An 18,218-nucleotide genomic window follows, 5' to 3' on the forward strand; every position below is an offset into this window, starting at 1 on the left:
AAGTGTTATCAAAAATTTAAATAGATAGTTATGGCGCAAGAACAAGAACCAGAGCTACAAAACTTCCTCTATCACAAGAGTAGTTATAGGGGGAAATTCACACCACAGAGGCTTGTATTCAATGCAAATTTACAAGAATTTGCGACACGAGTCACTTACGTGTGTAATTTACAAACTCTTGGTAAAATCTCAGCAGAAGATGCTTACGAACAAATTAGCCAGCTTTGGGAGCAATTAAAACGCAGCTATTTAGAATTAGGTATAGCTTCAGATACAGAACATTAATTGTGCTGTCCATCGGGAAATCATACCTGCGATCGCCTATGCCTTAACAACATCGCACCAGGGCTCTTCAAATGGTATTGGCGATCGCAAAACTTTTCAAACAGAGACAACATCAGCTTTCCCAATGATACTATTCCGCTTGGTTGTCAGATAGGTTTTAATTTCTTGGAGTTGCTGTATTTTTGCAGAAATTTCTTCAAGTTTGCGGTCAATGACTTGAATTTTTTCATCATCTGGCATGATATCATTTCCCCACGCTTGTATCAGGTATTTAATTTCATTGAGGGTAAATCCTAGAGACTTTCCTTGGGTAATCATCATTAACCGTTCCACCATCAACGGGCTGAATTCCTTGTAGGTTCTTGAACCTGCTTGTCGCTCATCGGCATTAATTAGCCCCATTTTTTCGTAAAAGCGAATTGTATCTTTGGACAAGCCTGTTGTTTTAGCCAGTTCACCAATGAGCATTGTCGCTACCTAAAATTTGAAAAATTGACTTGACTGTGGACTATACTCCACAGTTTAACCAAGTAATCGGATGGCTCTGAGGAAAGAAGCAAGCGATGGCAATAACAACACGAATACACTTCCAGTTACCCAATCTTCTGTAGTTATTACTCTATCTTGTCTATAACTAGTAAAGTTGCTTTTCCTTCAACTCTAGCGCGATGTTTAGTTTTAGCAGGAACTATAAGAAGCTCATTAGCACTCAGTGTATGTGTTCCGTCTTCAGTATCAATATGAACGGTACCTGAAATTACGTAAAATAACTCATCACTTGTACTGTGTGAATGCCAACTTGCTGTTACATTCTCCATGACTCTAAAACGGACATTATTACTATTCACTTGACTAATGTTAAAGCTTTTCCAGCTTTCGACAATGCCATCGCCCAAGTGTTTTAGATTATGTTTTTCCATCTTCTTTTCTTCGTACTCTTTGCGTCTTTGCGGTTAATAATTCCTACAACTCAAATCGGACTGCTATGTAGTAGTCCGTGCAAGAGTTACAAACACCTCTTCCTTGTCCCCCTTGTTTAGATCTTAAATAATATTGCTATAATTTCATTTCACTTAACCTCAACGTATATTTCTTTACCAAGCTGCCGATATTCATCATCAAGATGATATTGTGAATCACGAATAGCTTGACGCAGTTGCAGGGCTGGTTTTAAGCAATCGCGATCGTAGTCCATTAATGTTAATTCTAAATGAGGGTAGAGAAGTTTGAGAAAACCAGAGGCTGATTTGAGGATGGCGTTTTGGTCTCGAACGGTAACATTTGAATCGAATTGCGTGTGTTCTTGCGCGTATAACAAAAATCGATTATCGTAACGAAAGGAAAGTAGAACTTCACCAAAGAAATCCATTTTAAGACCAAACTGATATGCTGCCATTTCCTTCTTGAATTTAGGAATTTCCCACCCAGGAATGATACCCGCAATTCTGTCTAGAAAGGCGGTTTCTGCAAAAAAAATGGGGAGATTGGCAATTAAATTCTCTTCATTACGGGGTCGCAAGTTTTCGTCTAATTCAATGTTTCCTAACATCACCAATCCGCAATCGCTGGCAATATCTGCAAAGCCGGAACGATTGTATCGCCCGCTAGCAAGGTAGGTTTTTAAGGTTCCGATGACTTCATCAGGATTGTCAAATGTTAAACTCTGAACTTCATCTAGGACTACAAGATCGTGACGTCCCAACAAGCCAACTTCTTTGGTTCTGCCATTAATAAAGAGCTGGGCTGGTGTGATTTTACCTCCACTGATTAAAGACACTTTACTGCTAACATTTTCATAGAAAAAGCTTTTTCCCGTTCCTTTGGGTGCTAGTTCCATGATATGGTAATTGGGCTCTACTAATGGAAGTAACCTTGAAAGTATCCACGTTTTAGCTTCTTGGTTATAGTTGGGGTCTTGAGGATTAAAGCCCATGGAGCAAAAGAGCAAGTCTTTCCACTCTTGAGAACTAAATTTGACCCGACAACTAGCGTAGGCTTGTAGGTTGACTTGAGAACATTGGAAGGGTTCAAAACCCATAACGTCTACTTTCCCTTCTGGAAGCATACCAAGGGTGATTTTTCCCCAAACTCCCTGTCTCAAAAGCATTTTATATCGTTCTATAATTTCTGTAGAAATTCTGCATTCAGTTAAATTGAGAGCGGGAATTTGAGCGGAGGGTTCGGGAATAATACGTCCGTTGGGTTCTAGTTTGATTCGGACTTGTAGGAGGGCAATAAGTTTTTTGACTTCCCCCTGCGTCAAATCAAATATAATTTCGTTACGGTCATCTTTGCGGGGAAAAGCTTTTTTGACGAAGCTATTGATTTGTTCGGCTTCTGTGGCTGTTAGGGTTCCGATTCCGGGTACTATTTTCTCTAGCAACCATTCGGCTACAAAGCTGGGTACACCTATATCGGTGAGTCTACTCGATGGCAATCGGGTTTTGTCAATACAAAGATTTCCAAAGACTTCGCGTACTAACTCGTTATTGTAAGGGGCGATTTCACAAGAATTCATTTATAGTTTACTCGGTGATATGCATTATCTATAGCAGTCCTGAATGAAATATAAAAAGAAGAGTGAAGACTACTAGTGGCTAATGTTCAAAAAGCCATTAGCCCTTCGGGTATCTCCTTACGGAGACGCTAAGCGCAAAGCGCACGCTCCGCGAACGCGAACGCCAGTCCCCTACGGCGGGAAACCCTCCTGCTTTCTCTGGTCTCACCATTAGCCATTAGCCATTAGCCATTAGCAGTTTAAAAAAACACCTGTTTCCACTTAGCTGATAAAACCAGACGAAACGCCCAGCCTTGCCATAATCGTTTTATGGATTGTATCCTGAGAAAACATCGTGACCGTCCCTGTATTTAGTCTTGATTGTTGCTTAAGTCTCCTTTCAGGATCTTGTCACGAATTATTTAAAATGGCTATATGTTTAAACTACTTAGATACTTTAGTATTTTTTTTATTAGTACCTGTTTGCTATTTGCTTGTCATGCTTCAGCACCGACTGAATCCAAACGCCCTCCTTTGAAAGTGGCATTTGCATCTTTTGTTGGGGAGTATCCAGGTATCATTGCTCAAGAAAAAGGATTCTTCAAAGCCCAGGGAGTGGATGTAGAACTCATTTATAAACGATATACCCAATTGGAACGAGCAAATTTCAGTGCGGGTAAGTATGATGGTATTACATCGTCCTTGGGAAGTTTTATAATCTTGAGTGCCACAAATTCTGATATACAAGGCGTAATCGTTATAGATGAATCAACAGGAGCAGATGCGGTAGTCGCTCAATCACAAATTAAAACCCTCACTGACTTGAAAGGAAAAAAGCTAGGTGCAAATCTAGGTGGTTTTAGCGAAGTTTTCGTGACTGAGATGTTGAAAACTGCCAATTTAACCAGCGATGATGTGAACTTGGTTAAATTAGAGGCTTTAGAAATTCCTCAAAATCTGAAAAATAATGATATTCAAGCCGGACACACTTGGGAACCCCATCTTTCTGAAGCTATTAAATCAGGGGGACATATCCTATTTACCAGCAAACAAATCCCTGGCTTGATTTTAGATATGATTATATTTCGCGGTGAGACAATCCGCGATCGCCCCGAAGACGTTCGTGCATTTGTGCGAGGATGGCTGCAAGCTTCTAGCTACTGGAAAGCAAATGTTCAAGAAGGAAACGCGATCGTTAGCAAAGCGTTAAAAATTCCTAGCAATACACTCTCGCTGGAGGGATTAAATCTAACCGATCTAGGTGAAAATCAAAATTTATTTCAATCTAGCAACCCTAACTCCATCTACAAAACTGCCAAGATATATGCAGACTTTTTTATTCGCTCAGGAAACATGACACGCGTTCCCGATCTGAAAAGTTTATTTAATTCTTCCTTCTTGAACCCTGCCTCCTAGTTTAAACCCATGCAGCACTCTTTTTTAGGCGGCATTCGTACAAAATTAATCGTCTCGTTTCTCATTGTTGCTTTGATTCCGTTGCTGTTATTGGCATTTATTAACAAACAGACAACTGAAAAAGCACTAACTGATAACGCTCGACAAGCCCTATATGCAGCGGCTAACGAAACCACTTACAAAATAGATGGTTTTATTGATACAAATCTCAATTCCGTGCGTGTAGAGGCGCTTTTACCAGGTTTAGCAGGCTATCTCAGCCTGACTCCAAAGCAGCGAGATGACAGCCCCATCAAGCAATTGGCGACAGAAACATTAATCCGTCTGAGTCGCAAAGATATGCTTAATATTCTCTCCTATGCTTTGCTCGACTTAAATGGGAAAAATGTATTGGATACACATACACCAAACATTAGCAAAGATGAATCCGTTCAAAATTATTTTAAAAAACCATTGGAAACTGGGTTACCCTTTGTTTCTAGTATGAAGCTATCGCCCACGGTTCCCGATCTTGTTACCCTCTTTTTTAGCAGCCCGGTTCGCAATGCCAAGGGAGATATATTAGGTGTATTGCGAGTTTCATACAATGCTACTGTTGTTCAGCAGTTAGTAACTCGAGCAACTGAACTGGCTGGGGGAAAATCCTTTGCTATTCTTTTAGATGAACATAATATTTACCTGGCACATAGTACGGCACCAAAACTACTTTTTAAATCAATTGTCCCTCTGCCTTTCGATGTTGTAACTCAACTACAAAGGCAAGAGCGGTTGCCTAATTCTCCTGTTAAAGAATTGTCAACTTATGAGTTCAAACTTAAGCAAGCATTGGATGGTAAACCTCCCTATTTAATTACATCTTTGCCAGCAACAAGCAATCAGGTTAATCTGATTGCGATCGCTCGGTTAAAATATAAACCTTGGTCTGTGTTGTTCGCACGACCCCTTGCTGTTGCCCTAGCACCTGTAGAAAACCTAATTCGTGACACAATATTTCTATTTGCACTTATTGCTGGAGTCGTCACAATTATCGCTTTTGCTATTGGGCAACTGCTAACAAAGCCAATAATTTACCTTACCAATATAGTTTTCCAGTTTACAGCAGGTAACTTAGATATCCGTGCCAAGATTAGCTCAAAAGACGAAATAGGTCAACTGGCGAAATCGTTTAACAACATGGCACTTCAGTTACAAACATCTTTTGAAACTTTGGAACAACGGGTACAGCAGAGAACAACAGAGTTAGTTATTGCTAAAGAAAAAGCAGAAAATGCAAATCAGAAACTAGAACAGCTAGTCAATTTAGATGGTTTGACTCAGGTGGCTAACCGTCGCTGCTTTGATGAACGACTGCAAGCAGAATGGAAACGCCTTGCACGAGAACAACAACCCCTGTCACTGATTTTATTGGATGTCGATCGATTCAAATCTTACAACGACTACTACGGTCATCTTGGAGGTGATGGTTGTTTAATTATAATAGGGCAAACCGTACAACAAGTGGTTCGTCGTCCTACCGATCTTGTAGCGCGTTACGGAGGAGAAGAATTTTCGGTACTCCTTCCCAATACCGATTTAGCAGGAGCGATCGAAGTAGCACAAAGTATTCAACAAGCAATTTACCATCAAGCCATTTCCCATGCACAGTCTGATATTAAGGAGATCGTCACAGTGAGTTTGGGTATTACTTGTGTCATACCCACTTGCGATATCAAGCCAGATACACTCATTGCTTCAGCCGATAAAGCACTGTACAATGCCAAACAAAAGGGGCGCGATCGCTATTGTACTGATGGAGATGGTTTTACAGGAATTCATCGATGTTAAATCCTTGGCTAATAAACATTTGAGTGATGGTAATTTGAGAATCTAGTGTAAGGTTTGCGCTGTTGGTTTCACGACCTGCAAACTTAAAAGTAAGTTCTCCGGATAGGGGTAGGCGATCGCTTTCATGGGTGAGGGATAATTCCGGGGTTTTGGGTATTGTGAGTTGGAAGCTGACTCGTTGATTGGCTGGAATTGTTTTTTCTAGGGGTTTTTTCGTGTCAAATGAGGGCAATTCTTTTATATAGAGATACAAATCTGTTAGGGGTACGGAGTTGGAATTATCAATAGTAATCTCTATTCTTCCAGGTTTTCCCGCTTCTCCTTCTCCATGACAGGTGATGATAACGGGACTGCGTTGAATGGTTTTTTTCAGAACAGAGAAACCAACGACAACTTCTTCGGGGAAAAGCCCTCCATGAGAACCAAGGATTTTTTTGTCGGAGTTATAATTAAACGAACTTATGGTGGCAGAACTTCGCACGACACTGATATCGTTTGGTAAGCCGTAGCGATCGCTCTCCAACACGACAAAGCGGGGGTCGGTGGTTTTGCCAATTGCGATTCTTCCCTGGGGTTCTAATTCTCGGGGACAGGTAATTTTTTCAGAGGTTCCTAAAATCTGACCGTGGTCGCTAGCGATCGCCACTCGAAGTTCTTCTGGGTTGGGGTACTCTTCCACAAAAGATACGATTTCTCTGGCTATAAGTTCTAGGGTGTAGGGACGCTTGATATTATAGAGATGCTGCCAATCACTGCTGTTGTGATGCAATTCGTCAAACTGGGTTGTGTCCCAACAATAGAGTTTGTGTTTTCTTTTCCTTAAATCTTTGCGTAAGCGATCGATACGGTTGTCTGTATAGTGTTCCCCCAAGCCCATTTTTGCAAAAGCTTTTTTGATGCTGTCTTTTTCCCAAGCAGAACTGTTGGGCAAAAGTTGAGAGTACAAACTCCCTTTCGCGTACTCTGTCTTCGTTGGCAAAATACTGAACCGAGGTTCGATGTCCTTTTCCACAGCCAGTTGGTGATTTTGGCTGAGGATAGACAAAAGTTCCATGTGATCTAACCATCCCAAACCATCCACCACTACCCAAAGCACTGGACCCGACTGGCAAAGATCGCGGACTGGGGATGCAACACTGTAGTTGAGATAGGAATTTTCAACCGAGTCTACCTTCATCTGGGGATAATGCAGTAGCATCCATTCTACAAAGCTATCCGCCAAGCGTTCGCTGGTTCTACGTTCCAGAGGCTGGGAAATGACTTCCCAACGACGGAAGGGAAGATAGCTTTGCGTCACCCAGGTGAGTGCTTGGCTGGGGCTAGCATCAAGAGGTAAAAGTTCCGGTTGGGTTGGAGATTGGAGGTCTTGGAGTTCTTGCTTCTGCTGGTAGCTAAGATAAACAGCAATCCCTGTTTCTTTGACGCGATCGCTCCAATTCGGACGCTGCTTGGCTACTTTAAGAGCAATACTGGCGATACGTTCCATACCTGCTTGGTGTGGGGGAAGATGTTTGAGAACTTCGCCCTGGGTGAGGTACATCTGCTGTTCCCAGTATCGATCAAACTCTTGTGCGATAATATCGGGAATATCCAGAGAATACTTCCCAAGTTCGGTGAGGGAAGGTTTGGCAATACCAAGCCAACAACGCAGAAGTTGAAACTTATCTTCTGTTAAGTAATAAGTCGCCAAGTCACAGTCTTGAAACTGTTGCTGCCATACTTTCTCTAAAGGTTTGCACTCTTGGGGAACTCGAACAGTCAGCCATGTGGCAAGATGGGTAATGGAAGCTTCTCCAAACCAAATTTCCTCATGACCCAACACGTCTGCAAGTAAGCGAGCAATAGGATTTTCTTGAGGATAAGAGTCAAGCCTGGTAACAAGAGCCAGTATCTGTTTATCGGACCACTCCTGAGGTAAAGGCAAAGAGCCAAACAAACTTTGCAAGCGCACCTTGGGATCTGGCTTAATTTCTGCCACTTCATCCATTCTATTCCACACCTGCAACCATTCCACAGCCCAATCGCACAAGCGCTTACCCTTCACCCACCATGGAGAACCACTGACACCAAAAGACCGCATCCAGTCTACCTCAGTTGCGATCGCGGTATAACCGGGAGGAATCTCATACAACTCTGTAGGGTCAAGAACTACAGGCTTATCCCCGTTCACCTCATTCCTTATAGGAACCTCAAACAAAGAAATTTCCCTCTCCCCATCACCCCTTTCCTCTCTTTCCTCTGCGACCTCAGCGCCTCTGCGGTTTATTCCCCCTAACTCCGCCAAGAATTCCTCAGCCGAAGAAAAACGCTTGGATCTTTGAGGAGCGATCGCACGCATCAGCAATTTTACCAATTCTCCATCCAAATTCTCACAACCTTTCACCTCACGAGGGTCGCGAGGTAATTTTTTCTTTGGAGGCTGGGGTTCATCAAAAGGGTAACAACCCGTCACGCATTCATAGAAAACAATACCCAAAGCATACAAATCCCGGTCTATTTTCTCAGCCAGAGTTAAACTCGAAGTCAATTTGCAGTCAGGAGGTAAGTAACGACGAGTTCCAGCAGAGATAACTATCTCATCACCATCAGACACCGCCACATTAAAATCAATAATTCGCACGCCCGTGTCCGTCACCAAGAGATTAGAAGGTTTAATATCTTGATGGCAAACCTTGTGCTCGTGCAAGTGAGACAAACCAACAGCAGTTTGTGCGACAATCTCAATAGATTGTTTTACAGAGATAGCTTTGGTTTCAATCAGATGTTGAACATCTTGACCTTGAACGTACTCAAAAACAATAAAAGGAGTATCATCCTTTAATTGACCAGCCCAAATCACCTCAACAATATGAGGGTGTTTTGGAACTTTTTGCAAAGTCTTGTACTCCTGTTGCAACCTCTCGTAAACTGAATACCGATCTTTGGTGACCAATTTCAAAACTCGTTCAACCTCCCCCAAAGTGTCAAAGACTTGGTAAGCAACACCAAAGCTACCCGGACGACCCAAGCGTTTTATAATTTGGTAACGCTCATCGATAAGTGTATTCGGGAGAAGGTTGGTGATATCAAGCCCATCCAAGGAAGATTCTTCCACAGGAACAGAGGAAATAGGGTTTGACACCAGAGAAGAGAATTCTTGCAGTGCTGTACCAGCATCAGGAAAGCGGTCTTGAGGTGCAAAAGCACAAAGCTTCTGCAACCATATATCCCAAGCAGGGGAGAGTTCGGAATTGCGTTCTGAGGGTTTGACAGGAAACAGAGCATTCTCTTCACTAATTTGATTCGCATCTTCAAAAGCTGCGACCCCTGTCAGCAAGGTGTAGAAAACCAGCCCAGCAGAGAAAAGATCCGATTGAATGCTTGCTTGGGAAGGGTCGTTTTGACATTCCACAGCTTGATAAACAGCGTACTCAGCCAAATCTTCTGCAATCTCATCAGCAATGGTACTTGTGTGACTCGGAACGCGAGCATAATCAAAACTCGTCAGGCTCGCTTGTTCGTCAGCAGCAATTAAAATACTGTCAGGAGTTATGTTGCGGTGAATCACCCCGTGTTTGTGGACGTGTTCCAAAGCACGGAGAACATCCCGGATAATAGAAATTTTCTGTTCTAGATTCAAACTGTGCTTTTTAAGGTGTTGGCTGAGAGCTTGTCCCGGTACATCATCAGTCACCAACACAATACCATCATCAGTCTGACTGATAAAACAATCTCGTACTGGTAATATATTAGGATGGCGAGGAATCTTGAAAACAGCTAAAAAAGCAGTGCCAATAAGCTTGTGTTGTGCTGCTCTTTCCACTGGTTCTAGCAAGGGGTCAACTTTGTAAACCCGCAAGCGTACAGTACAGTCAGCAGTACCTATCATTTGATTGACTGCACGGTATTCAGTATAGCGATCGTTTCCTCCCAATTTCTCCTCAACTTGCCAATGCAAATAACGATGGGGGGAAGTTTTTGGTTGAGATTTTCCCCGAATCGCTTTTTCCACATAGTTGACGTAGGGCTTGATAATCGTCAGCCGTTGGGGTGGAACGCAAGCAACGCTTTGAAAATAGTCAAGACAGCGTTTATCAAGATAAGTGACGTGGTCGCCATCTTTGTCGCCCTTATCAATGACTTCCACGTCGTCAGAAGTCATCAACACAGTCGCTTGGATGTGAACCCTGCTTAAATGCTGCTGTAGAGCGCGATTGGTGTCACAGATCGTGCTGCTGATAACTTTAGCGTGTTTTCTTAATTTCTTGAGAGGTGATGGGTAAGGCTGGTAATTCTCCGGATACCAATGACGGTCATAAATTTCAATACGCCCGCGCCAGTTCTTGATATCAACAACATAAACACAGTGAGGTGCCAGTATAATCAAGTCAATCTCAAAAATTTCCACACCTTGTTTAATTTCCAAGTTAGCAAAAATTTTGTAAGAATTAGGCAAATGACCGCGCAAGTAGTTTATCGCCATGCGTTCCGATTCATTTTCCGGTTCGCCAAAAGGAATGTATTCAGCTGGCATTAAAATGTCTCCATTGTATTTGATAAATGATCTCTTCGGGAATGTTTGGTAAGGTCTTGGCGATTGGAAATCGCGACTACACAGGCGAAACCCACCTGCATGGGTTTCTAAACCCTAATAGGTTATTTTAAATATCCTTCTAACTTCTTCAGCAAACCTTCTTGTTTCTTACGCGGAAGTCTTTCAAATAAAGTGATGATTTGACTTTCTGTATCCTGGTTTTGAATTTCTACACAGAGATTAATCATCTGTTCTAGAATTTGCTTTTGTTCTGGTTCTAGGATACCTTCGTGTTGACGTTTCTGCTGACGAATTTGTTTGTACAATTCATTAGCAGAGGTTAGTTTTTTTGATGCATTGGTATACTCTTCCAAGCGGGTAGACTGGGTTTCTAAATTATCCAACCATATTTTTGCAGCCTCTTTTTGCTGGTTTTCTATCTGCTGCTGAGTTCCATTTAGGTTGGTTAGCATGGAATCAAATACAGTTTGTACTGTGGGAGTCATGTTTTCCTTGTGCTGTCGCCATTGAAGCAATCTTTCTCTTTCTGCTTGACAAGCTGCAATAGTATCCAGTTTTTGAATGGTAGAGATTTGCAGCAGCTCGATCAGTAAGCTAACTTCCGCACAAATGGCTTGGTAGCGCTGTTCTTCTTGAGACTCCCGATAGTATGCTAATTTGGTTGCGAGTTCTCCCTGTAGTTTTTGAGCTTCTTTTAAAGTTTTGATAGTGGGGAGTTTTCTTTGAAGTTCGTCTAGTTGTCCTATGTAGCCCTGCTTTCTTTGCAGAAGCTGCTCTTGCCATTTTTGGAATTTGGGTCGAAAGCGTTCTATATTATGTAAGTTGGCTTGTCCGTCAGCAAGTGTTGCTAGAGTGCGATCGCAAGCTGCAATGGATTGGCTTTGTTGGTACAGGTTTTCCCAATGGCGAAGGTGTTCTAGATCTTCTAAGACTAAATTGATTTGAGTTTGAAGTTGTTGATAGGTGGGATATTCTGTAGAGTCTTTAAAGACAAAATCTAACTTGGCGTACTCCTCTCGCAGTTGATTTATTTGTTGGGAGGTTTCTAATTGAGACAGGCGATCGCGCAAATTTTGGAGATTGTTTTTGTACTCTATTGCTTTATCTCTAAACTGCTTGAGGAGTTTATTGATTTCTTGAGTAAATTGTTCTGGAGAGTTTAGGTTGTTCTGTAAAATTGCAATCGCCTCAAGAGCTTCCTCACATAGAGAAATTGTATTTGTCTTGGCGATCGTATACTGGCGGATAGACTCCAGTGTTTTGCGATCTTGCTGTTTTTTCTGCCACTCTTCATATTGGCGTTCAAGATTTCTCGATGCTTCTTCAAAATTGTTGTGCAAGCCGGAAAACTGCTCGTTTCGGAATACGATATCTCGGAGTTTTTGAAGTATTTTTTTTAATTCATTGTACTTTGACTCTTGCTGAATTGGTTGTTGACAATCTTCAAAAACTTGAGAGAATTTATGAGAAATCACTGTGTATCCCTCAGACTTTAATTGCTCGAGTACTTGTTGTTCTTCTAAAGAGACAAATCCAGCCAAAAATGAAAAACTTAATTGAGTTAATTCTTGGTATGCTTTGAAAGCATCAAACAAATCTTGGTTGTTTGTTATATTTTGTAAATATTGCCTTCCATCGTCAAGGAGATTGTGAATTCTCTCTGCTGATTGTTCTTCATTTTGTCGTTCTAGAACTATACGATTGAGACGTTCTAAAAGATTATTTAATCTTTGCCGACTTTCATCATTGAAGCGGTTTAGCTGACGATTAATACTCTGGCTTAGATGCATGGCTTCAATAAGTGACAGACTTGAAGTAAATCGATCTTCCCAAGCAGCAATTTGTGTGAAAAGTTCGTTCTGTTTCTCTTCTAAAGATTGAATAATGTTTCTGTATGTGCTTGTTTCTCTAACAGATGGAACGCTAATAACCAAACTTTCAATTTGATTCTGTATATCAACATACTCATTTTGAGTCGCTAAAGTACTTAAGCTCCTGTAAAGATTTTCTATTCTTTCAAGGTAATTGTTAACTTTTGCTTGCTCTTCTATTTCTGCTAACCTGATATCAGAAGCTTGGATTGCACTTTGTAAAGTTTCTAAAAATCGAATTGGTAAGCTAGAAACTAATCTTATTCGCTCCAATAATCTCTGGATGTTCGCTTTATAAGCACCACATTCAGCTTGCGTATTTAAGGACTGAGAACGGGCTTTTTCTACTTCCAGAAATTGTCCTATTTTCTCGATCGCCGCTTGCATGGCTTCTCCATGCTTTGTTGTCTGCTGTGCTGTAGGACAGATAGATAAGTTATCCTCAGCAATTACCGATAATGGCTCTTGCAATTGAGAACAGATGAGTAATAAAGTCTCAATATCTGTTTGTGTAAAATTATTTATTTGTAGTAAATTATCTACCTCTACAACAGGTTCCATCAGTTGTTCGAGTCGTGCTACTCCCTTCCTCAATTTATCTTGCGTAGTCTTCAGTTCGGAAACTTTTGTAGGATCTGATGGGTTAGAAAGATAATTTTCAATGTCTTGAATAAATTGCCGTGCTTGTTCCCAATTGATAGAATTGGGTACTTCCGGATAAGCAACAGGTAGGCGACGAATTAGATAAGTTCTGCCATTTTTAATCCAGATGTTAACAAAATCTTTAGGCTTATCAAAAACATTTGTTGATGCCCAATTTTTTAAGGGTTCTGTACGAATTTGAACCATTTCTGATTTTTTTTGTGGAATCCCAAAACCACCTTTGAGGGAGACTTCTGCACGGTGATAAGCCAGCCAAGCAGTAAATAGAATTGTAAAGGTATACTCGTTGTAGCCGTAGGGGGGACGCGATAAAGTTTCCCAAATTTTGACAATCTCAACAGAATTTTCAGTTTTGTCCCCTAAATCTGTTATTTCTGAAATTTTGTCCCAAGCAACCCTAATATTGCGATGTGATGGAACGACAACAGAATACTTTTGAGACGTGGCTTTTAAGAGTCGCCAAGAATTTACAAAAACTGGATTGACTACATTTTCGTAACTTTTTCTTGGAAAGGCTTGAGGACGCAAGTCATTTTCTAGCAGGCGCTTAGATACAAAGCTAATAACTTCCGAGCCTGCAGAACTCTTCAATGCCATTTTATCTACCTTGTCAACCGGGGGAACAAAAGGATACTGTTCCTGAAGTACGGCGCTAACAATAGGAGAAAGGTAATTGCGATCGCTGGTAGGAATTTTGTCTTCAATGTAACAGTGATAAGTCGAGGATTTGAAGATCTCTGAGGTGGTATCGAGGATTTGCTTTTGGTATTGCTGCTTGAGTTGAGACACTGCGGCTCCAAAATCCTGAACTGATTTTTTCTCAAGCACTGAGTTTTCCTGTAGCAGTCGCGCCAGTTTCTCTATAGGTTGAGAGGAGATCGCAACGACAACTTGACCTTTAACTGGGGAATGTTCTAACACTTGAGACACTTCTCTCCTGAGGGCTAGCAACTCCTCAGCAGATTCACCAATGACATAAGCGACAATACCAGATGTATCTATAGATTTTACAGTTTGTTTGCCAGATAGAGTTTGTTTGAGTTTGGTGACAGTAAAAACCTTATTTTGGAAACACCAATCTTCACTACACAGACGATTTGACTCAATAAACCGAGTGGGTGTGGTATCGCCACCAAGATCTCGGTCGATATATAACTGACAGTGTCTTGCTACCGATTCGAGCGTAGCAGATTTATTAGCTGTTTCTTCTTTAATGCGTCTTCTTAACTCATCAATACCAAACCCACCAGAATAAAAACAATAGGTATTGTCTGCTTCATTTAGAAAAATAACTTCTCGGATTTGACAAAGCTTATCTAACGCCAATTTAACTGTTGTAGCAGACAATCCTGTCAGCAAGCTTAAAATGTCTTCATGCCTTTCCCGATCCAATTTGGTCAACTTTCCACGACTGGCATAGAATAGCAGCAAAGCTTTTAAGACCAACATCTCATTGCGATCGGCATCAGCAGATGCTTTGACCTTAGTAGCAGAGTTATTATAATTTGAATACAGTGAGGAATATTCTGAATTAGCCTCGGGATTAGCGAAGTTGCTTTCAAAAGCATCAACCAAAGCCACAGGATAGATAAGATTGAGACTACTGTTGTTTTCTACAGTTTGTTCTTGAATAAATCTTTTTACATCTTCTTGAACAAACTGGATCGCAGTACGCCCTTGAGTAAAGTCTAAGTTACACAGCAAATAAGAAGTAAGGGGATGCAGTGGGTAGCAACCAACAGTGATATTCTGGAAAAACTGCGTGTCTGTCCAGTTGCGGTTTTGATAGTAGTTAGCAGTACGCTTTTGGAAAATCGTTGTATTAGTAGCCAGTAATGTACTGCGCCACTTGCTGAGAAATTCTTGCCATGCTGCTGTTTTTTCTTCCTGTTTCAGCAAACTATTTAAAACCAATTCCAAACTTGCTGCAGGTTCGTAAGTGCTGGGAAGCAGTTCCAATCGGGAAACCAATCTGTTGTAATCCTCAACATTTTTTAATGGAGTGACTCTTCCCGGTCTTCTTTGGGTTAAACTGAGGAGAGCAATTTTTCCTTTGAATCTTTCACAGATATTGGTAATATTTTGAAGTGCAGTACTACCAGCCCGAACAGGATCGCTAGCCCACATTTGCAAGTAATTATAAAGTTCATCAAATAGAATTAAAATTCCTTGGTAGCGAGGATTTACACCCATGCAAAAGTTGGTAATTAAATCCGCAAGAATTGCTTCTATGTCAACGTTTGTCTCAAAATCTAGTGGTATACCCGTTCTTGTCAGCTTGCGGCTAATTTCTTTGACAAGAGAAATCACTTCATAGTTATCATCTCTAAGAAGCTGTATAATGCTATCAATATCACCCTCTGGATTGCCTAATTCAGAAAGATATTCCTCTGCTTCTTGACGCTGCTCAGGAGTTAAGTTTTCCAGATACTCAAGAGGAAGGCGACAAACTTGCTGACCTAAAGAACTTACAATTTCTTCTGCTTCTAAAGTTTTTTTCACAGCTTTTAGAAAGTGCTTGTGTAGGTCTATAGGTTTGTCACCACTAAGACAAATTACCAAATTTCTCCCACGTTTTTTATATTGTTTTAAATCTTCTAAAATCGGGCTGCTTGCAGAAGTGGCGTATTCAATCTGCTGCAAAACACCCCGCACCTCTTCACTGTCATAGGGTTTTTGAAAAAAGTTAGCAACTGCTAGAGCAAAGTGAGATTTTCCCTTCCCATAATCCTGCACCATTAAGTGAACATTTGGCTCGCTTGGACTGTGAAAGCTATTCCTTAAAGCTCTCAACACACCCACTGTAGAGGAATTTATTTTTTTGGGGTCGGATTCATAGTTAAATACAAAACCCTGACACAGACGCAGATTTTTGTCCTTATCCTCCATAAGCTCAAAAGTGACAGCATTGGCGACAAGGGCGGTTTCATTGATTTTTACAAGTTGGTTGAGGAGCATAGAAAATGGGAGGTTGAGAATAGAGTTAGAGATGAGTCGCTGGCTTTCTTCTTTGCATTTTTGCAACGATTGTCTGAGACATAGCAATCCTAAATTATTTGTAAAAAATTTGAATCGCTATTAGCCATTAGCCATTAGTTTTATATTTCAGTTAGGACTGCCATATATCTCAAATATGCAACATACGGCTATCATCCCAGTTAGAAGGTGTTAACTGACTGGGTAATAAGATCCATAAGATGCTTTGTAAATGTCTTGTATAGAAAAGGTTTTGCCAGAATAGAGTGATTGGGCTGTTCGATCGCACGTGCAGATAGGTAATCAGACAATCTAAGTCTTTAAGAAGCACGACGGGCTTGGAAGTATTGGCACACATAGCTTTGATTGCATCAAGTTCTCTCTCCAGCCAAAGATGCAACGTGAGGAAAGGCTTACTAGTATCAATACGGTTAAGCAGATGATCGCGGTAACTAATTAGATCGGCATTTTCACGGTAAACCAATCGTCTGAGTTCTGAGTCGTTAGGGGTGTCCCATATAAGTAAGTGAGGGCGATCGCTTGGTTGCGCCTCTCGCAATTTTAAATCGTCAACTGGCATATGCTTTTTCCAACAACCATAGGAAGCCAGACCAACTGTGAGATAAAAAACTGTAGAGGCGCAGAGCCCGCAGAGAGAGTGGGAATCGAAGCATGAGTATACAAAGACTGTTAATATGTATAAATTATATCTTTAAAAAAAGAAATTGCCATCCGACTTGAGAAAATGTAACTTACAGTACGCTCCTGCTCAAATTGCTTAAATGCCTATCCCCTATCTCCCCTCAACCTCAGAGGAGACCACTCACCGCAAAGGACTTGATTGAACCCTGCGTAGCGCCCTCTTTATTTGTGTAGCTGCAATTTCCAATCGTCGGCGTTTTTTCCCTCATTGGGATGTTCCCTATAGATTCCGAATATCTGTTGCTTTTAATACTTATTTGTAACTCTTATGATTGATTCGCTTCTAACCAATTCAATAAATCCTCAAGAACTGTAAAATCTAACAAAGCCTCAGCAAGTGTTTCTAATTGTGTTGTTGAGAGGGTTTGAATTCTTTGCTTGAGAAATTCTGGTAACGTTCCTACCCGTCTTTGCAGTAACCGTAGTATTAGTAACTGTTCGCCTTCGAGCTTTCCTTCCAATCTGCCTTCAAGCTTGCCTTTCAATCTGCCTTCGAGCTTTCCTTCCTGTTTTCCCCGCTCATAACCAATACGCTCGCCTGTAGTAATGTAACTCATTCTCCGCTCCTGTTCAAACTGCTTAAATTCCTGCCAAAACTCTGCTTCCAATCCTGTTAGTAAAATCGGAATCCACATGGAATATAGATTCCGAATATCTGTTGCTTTCAATGCTTATTTGTGGCTCTTATGATTGATTCGCTTCTAACCAATTCAATAAATCCTCAAGAACTGTAAAATCTAACAAAGCCTCAGCAAGTGTTTCTAATTGTGTTGTTGAGAGGGTTTGAATCCTTTGCTTGAGAAATTCTGGTAACGTTCCTACCCGTCTTTGCAGTAACCGTAGTATCAGTAACTGTTCGCCTTCAAGCTTTCCTTCAAGCTTTCCTTCCAATCTGCCTTCAAGCTTTCCTTCCAATCTGCCTTCAAGCTTTCCTTCCAATCTGCCTTCGAGCTTTCCTTCCTGTTTTCCCCGCTCATAACCAATACGCTCGCCTGTAGTAATGTAACTCATTCTCCGCTCCTGTTCAAACTGCTTAAATTCCTGCCAAAACTCTGCTTCCAATCCTGTTGGTAATATCATAATCCAATCGATAAATCGATATAGGTTACGAATATCCCTCTCTTTCAATCCTAAGTCATACAATCGGCGAATTAAGCCGAATTTCCAAGTTTTCCGTTCTCCTGGTTGTTTACTTGTCTGTTGCATCTTTAAATGTGCCATGACTACGGTTGCAAATGGGTTATCGCTGGCTTCTAATTCTGTCCAACGGTTTTGGTAATCGAGAAGCTTGACAATTCCAAATTCAAAGTTCAATCTTGTATCGGGATAGTTATAGCTAAGTACTTATGGATAAATATTTATATATTTTGTCAAGCAGCTAAAATCGCTGTAATCCAGCACTGTTGCCTGTTTCCCGTTCAGACTTCCTTCTCCCGATTAGATAATTTAT

At 41.1% G+C, this 18,218-nt stretch carries 9 protein-coding genes and 2 pseudogenes; 3 read left to right on the forward strand and 8 right to left on the reverse strand.

Translation table 11 applies throughout. The features are described 5' to 3' along the window. Positions 1–30: 30 nt before the first annotated feature. Positions 31–285 (forward strand): DUF7219 family protein, encoded by a 255-nt coding sequence (locus tag HC643_RS14160; RefSeq protein ID WP_038085304.1) that lies wholly within the window; start codon positions 31–33, stop codon positions 283–285. Between the two features lie 96 nt (positions 286–381). Here the strand turns inward: HC643_RS14160 and HC643_RS14165 are convergent, their stop codons facing one another. The 3 genes from HC643_RS14165 to brxL form a co-directional block, all read right to left on the reverse strand. Then, positions 382–753, reverse strand: coding sequence for a MerR family DNA-binding protein (locus tag HC643_RS14165; RefSeq protein WP_050045779.1), 372 nt, complete (start codon positions 751–753; stop codon positions 382–384). Positions 754–899: 146 nt separating this feature from the next. Continuing rightward, complete coding sequence (locus HC643_RS14170) at positions 900–1,205, reverse strand: cupin domain-containing protein (protein WP_050045780.1); 306 nt, start codon at positions 1,203–1,205, stop codon at positions 900–902. A gap of 149 nt (positions 1,206–1,354) precedes the next feature. Beyond that, entirely contained in the window at positions 1,355–2,803 is a 1,449-nt protein-coding gene (gene brxL, locus HC643_RS14175; RefSeq protein ID WP_038085305.1) for a BREX system Lon protease-like protein BrxL, read from the reverse strand. A gap of 414 nt (positions 2,804–3,217) precedes the next feature. Between brxL and HC643_RS14180 the strand changes: the two genes are divergently transcribed. Both HC643_RS14180 and HC643_RS14185 read left to right on the forward strand, forming a co-directional pair. Further along, the gene (locus HC643_RS14180; protein ID WP_038085308.1) at positions 3,218–4,198 is read left to right on the forward strand and encodes an ABC transporter substrate-binding protein; all 981 of its coding nucleotides are present in this window, start codon (positions 3,218–3,220) and stop codon (positions 4,196–4,198) included. 9 nt (positions 4,199–4,207) lie between these two features. Beyond that, complete coding sequence (locus tag HC643_RS14185; RefSeq protein WP_050045781.1) at positions 4,208–6,022, forward strand: diguanylate cyclase domain-containing protein; 1,815 nt, start codon at positions 4,208–4,210, stop codon at positions 6,020–6,022. On the opposite strand, the gene mads6 is transcribed toward HC643_RS14185, so the two are convergent. From mads6 to HC643_RS14210, 5 genes and pseudogenes are all read right to left on the reverse strand, one after another. After that, on the reverse strand, positions 6,000–10,535 hold the full coding sequence (mads6, locus tag HC643_RS14190; protein ID WP_137986286.1) for a methylation-associated defense system protein kinase MAD6: 4,536 nt from the start codon (positions 10,533–10,535) through the stop codon (positions 6,000–6,002). The two genes, HC643_RS14185 and mads6, sit on opposite strands and share 23 nt — an antisense overlap. Positions 10,536–10,657: 122 nt before the next feature. Further along, positions 10,658–16,048, reverse strand: a complete 5,391-nt coding sequence (locus tag HC643_RS14195) for a hypothetical protein (protein WP_137986287.1) — start codon at positions 16,046–16,048, stop codon at positions 10,658–10,660. Between the two features lie 169 nt (positions 16,049–16,217). Beyond that, entirely contained in the window at positions 16,218–16,646 is a 429-nt protein-coding gene (locus tag HC643_RS14200; protein ID WP_038076220.1) for a hypothetical protein, read from the reverse strand. 388 nt (positions 16,647–17,034) lie between these two features. Further along, a pseudogene (locus HC643_RS14205) lies at positions 17,035–17,436 on the reverse strand (DUF4351 domain-containing protein); the annotation flags it as partial. Between the two features lie 16 nt (positions 17,437–17,452). Further along, positions 17,453–18,106 (reverse strand): annotated as a pseudogene (locus tag HC643_RS14210) (DUF4351 domain-containing protein); the annotation flags it as partial. Positions 18,107–18,218 lie beyond the last annotated feature (112 nt).

Source organism: Tolypothrix bouteillei VB521301, assembly GCF_000760695.4.
Classification (GTDB): Bacteria; Cyanobacteriota; Cyanobacteriia; order Cyanobacteriales; family Nostocaceae; genus Scytonema; species Scytonema bouteillei_A.

What these genes read in the sequence shown, in the direction of transcription:
- HC643_RS14160 (WP_038085304.1), top strand. Translation starts at nt 31, where the DNA reads ATGGCGCAAGAACAAGAACCAGAGCTACAAAACTTCCTCTATCACAAG.
- HC643_RS14165 (WP_050045779.1), bottom strand. Translation starts at nt 753, where the DNA reads ATGCTCATTGGTGAACTGGCTAAAACAACAGGCTTGTCCAAAGATACA.
- HC643_RS14170 (WP_050045780.1), bottom strand. Translation starts at nt 1,205, where the DNA reads ATGGAAAAACATAATCTAAAACACTTGGGCGATGGCATTGTCGAAAGC.
- brxL (WP_038085305.1), bottom strand. Translation starts at nt 2,803, where the DNA reads ATGAATTCTTGTGAAATCGCCCCTTACAATAACGAGTTAGTACGCGAA.
- HC643_RS14180 (WP_038085308.1), top strand. Translation starts at nt 3,218, where the DNA reads ATGTTTAAACTACTTAGATACTTTAGTATTTTTTTTATTAGTACCTGT.
- HC643_RS14185 (WP_050045781.1), top strand. Translation starts at nt 4,208, where the DNA reads ATGCAGCACTCTTTTTTAGGCGGCATTCGTACAAAATTAATCGTCTCG.
- mads6 (WP_137986286.1), bottom strand. Translation starts at nt 10,535, where the DNA reads ATGCCAGCTGAATACATTCCTTTTGGCGAACCGGAAAATGAATCGGAA.
- HC643_RS14195 (WP_137986287.1), bottom strand. Translation starts at nt 16,048, where the DNA reads ATGCTCCTCAACCAACTTGTAAAAATCAATGAAACCGCCCTTGTCGCC.
- HC643_RS14200 (WP_038076220.1), bottom strand. Translation starts at nt 16,646, where the DNA reads ATGCCAGTTGACGATTTAAAATTGCGAGAGGCGCAACCAAGCGATCGC.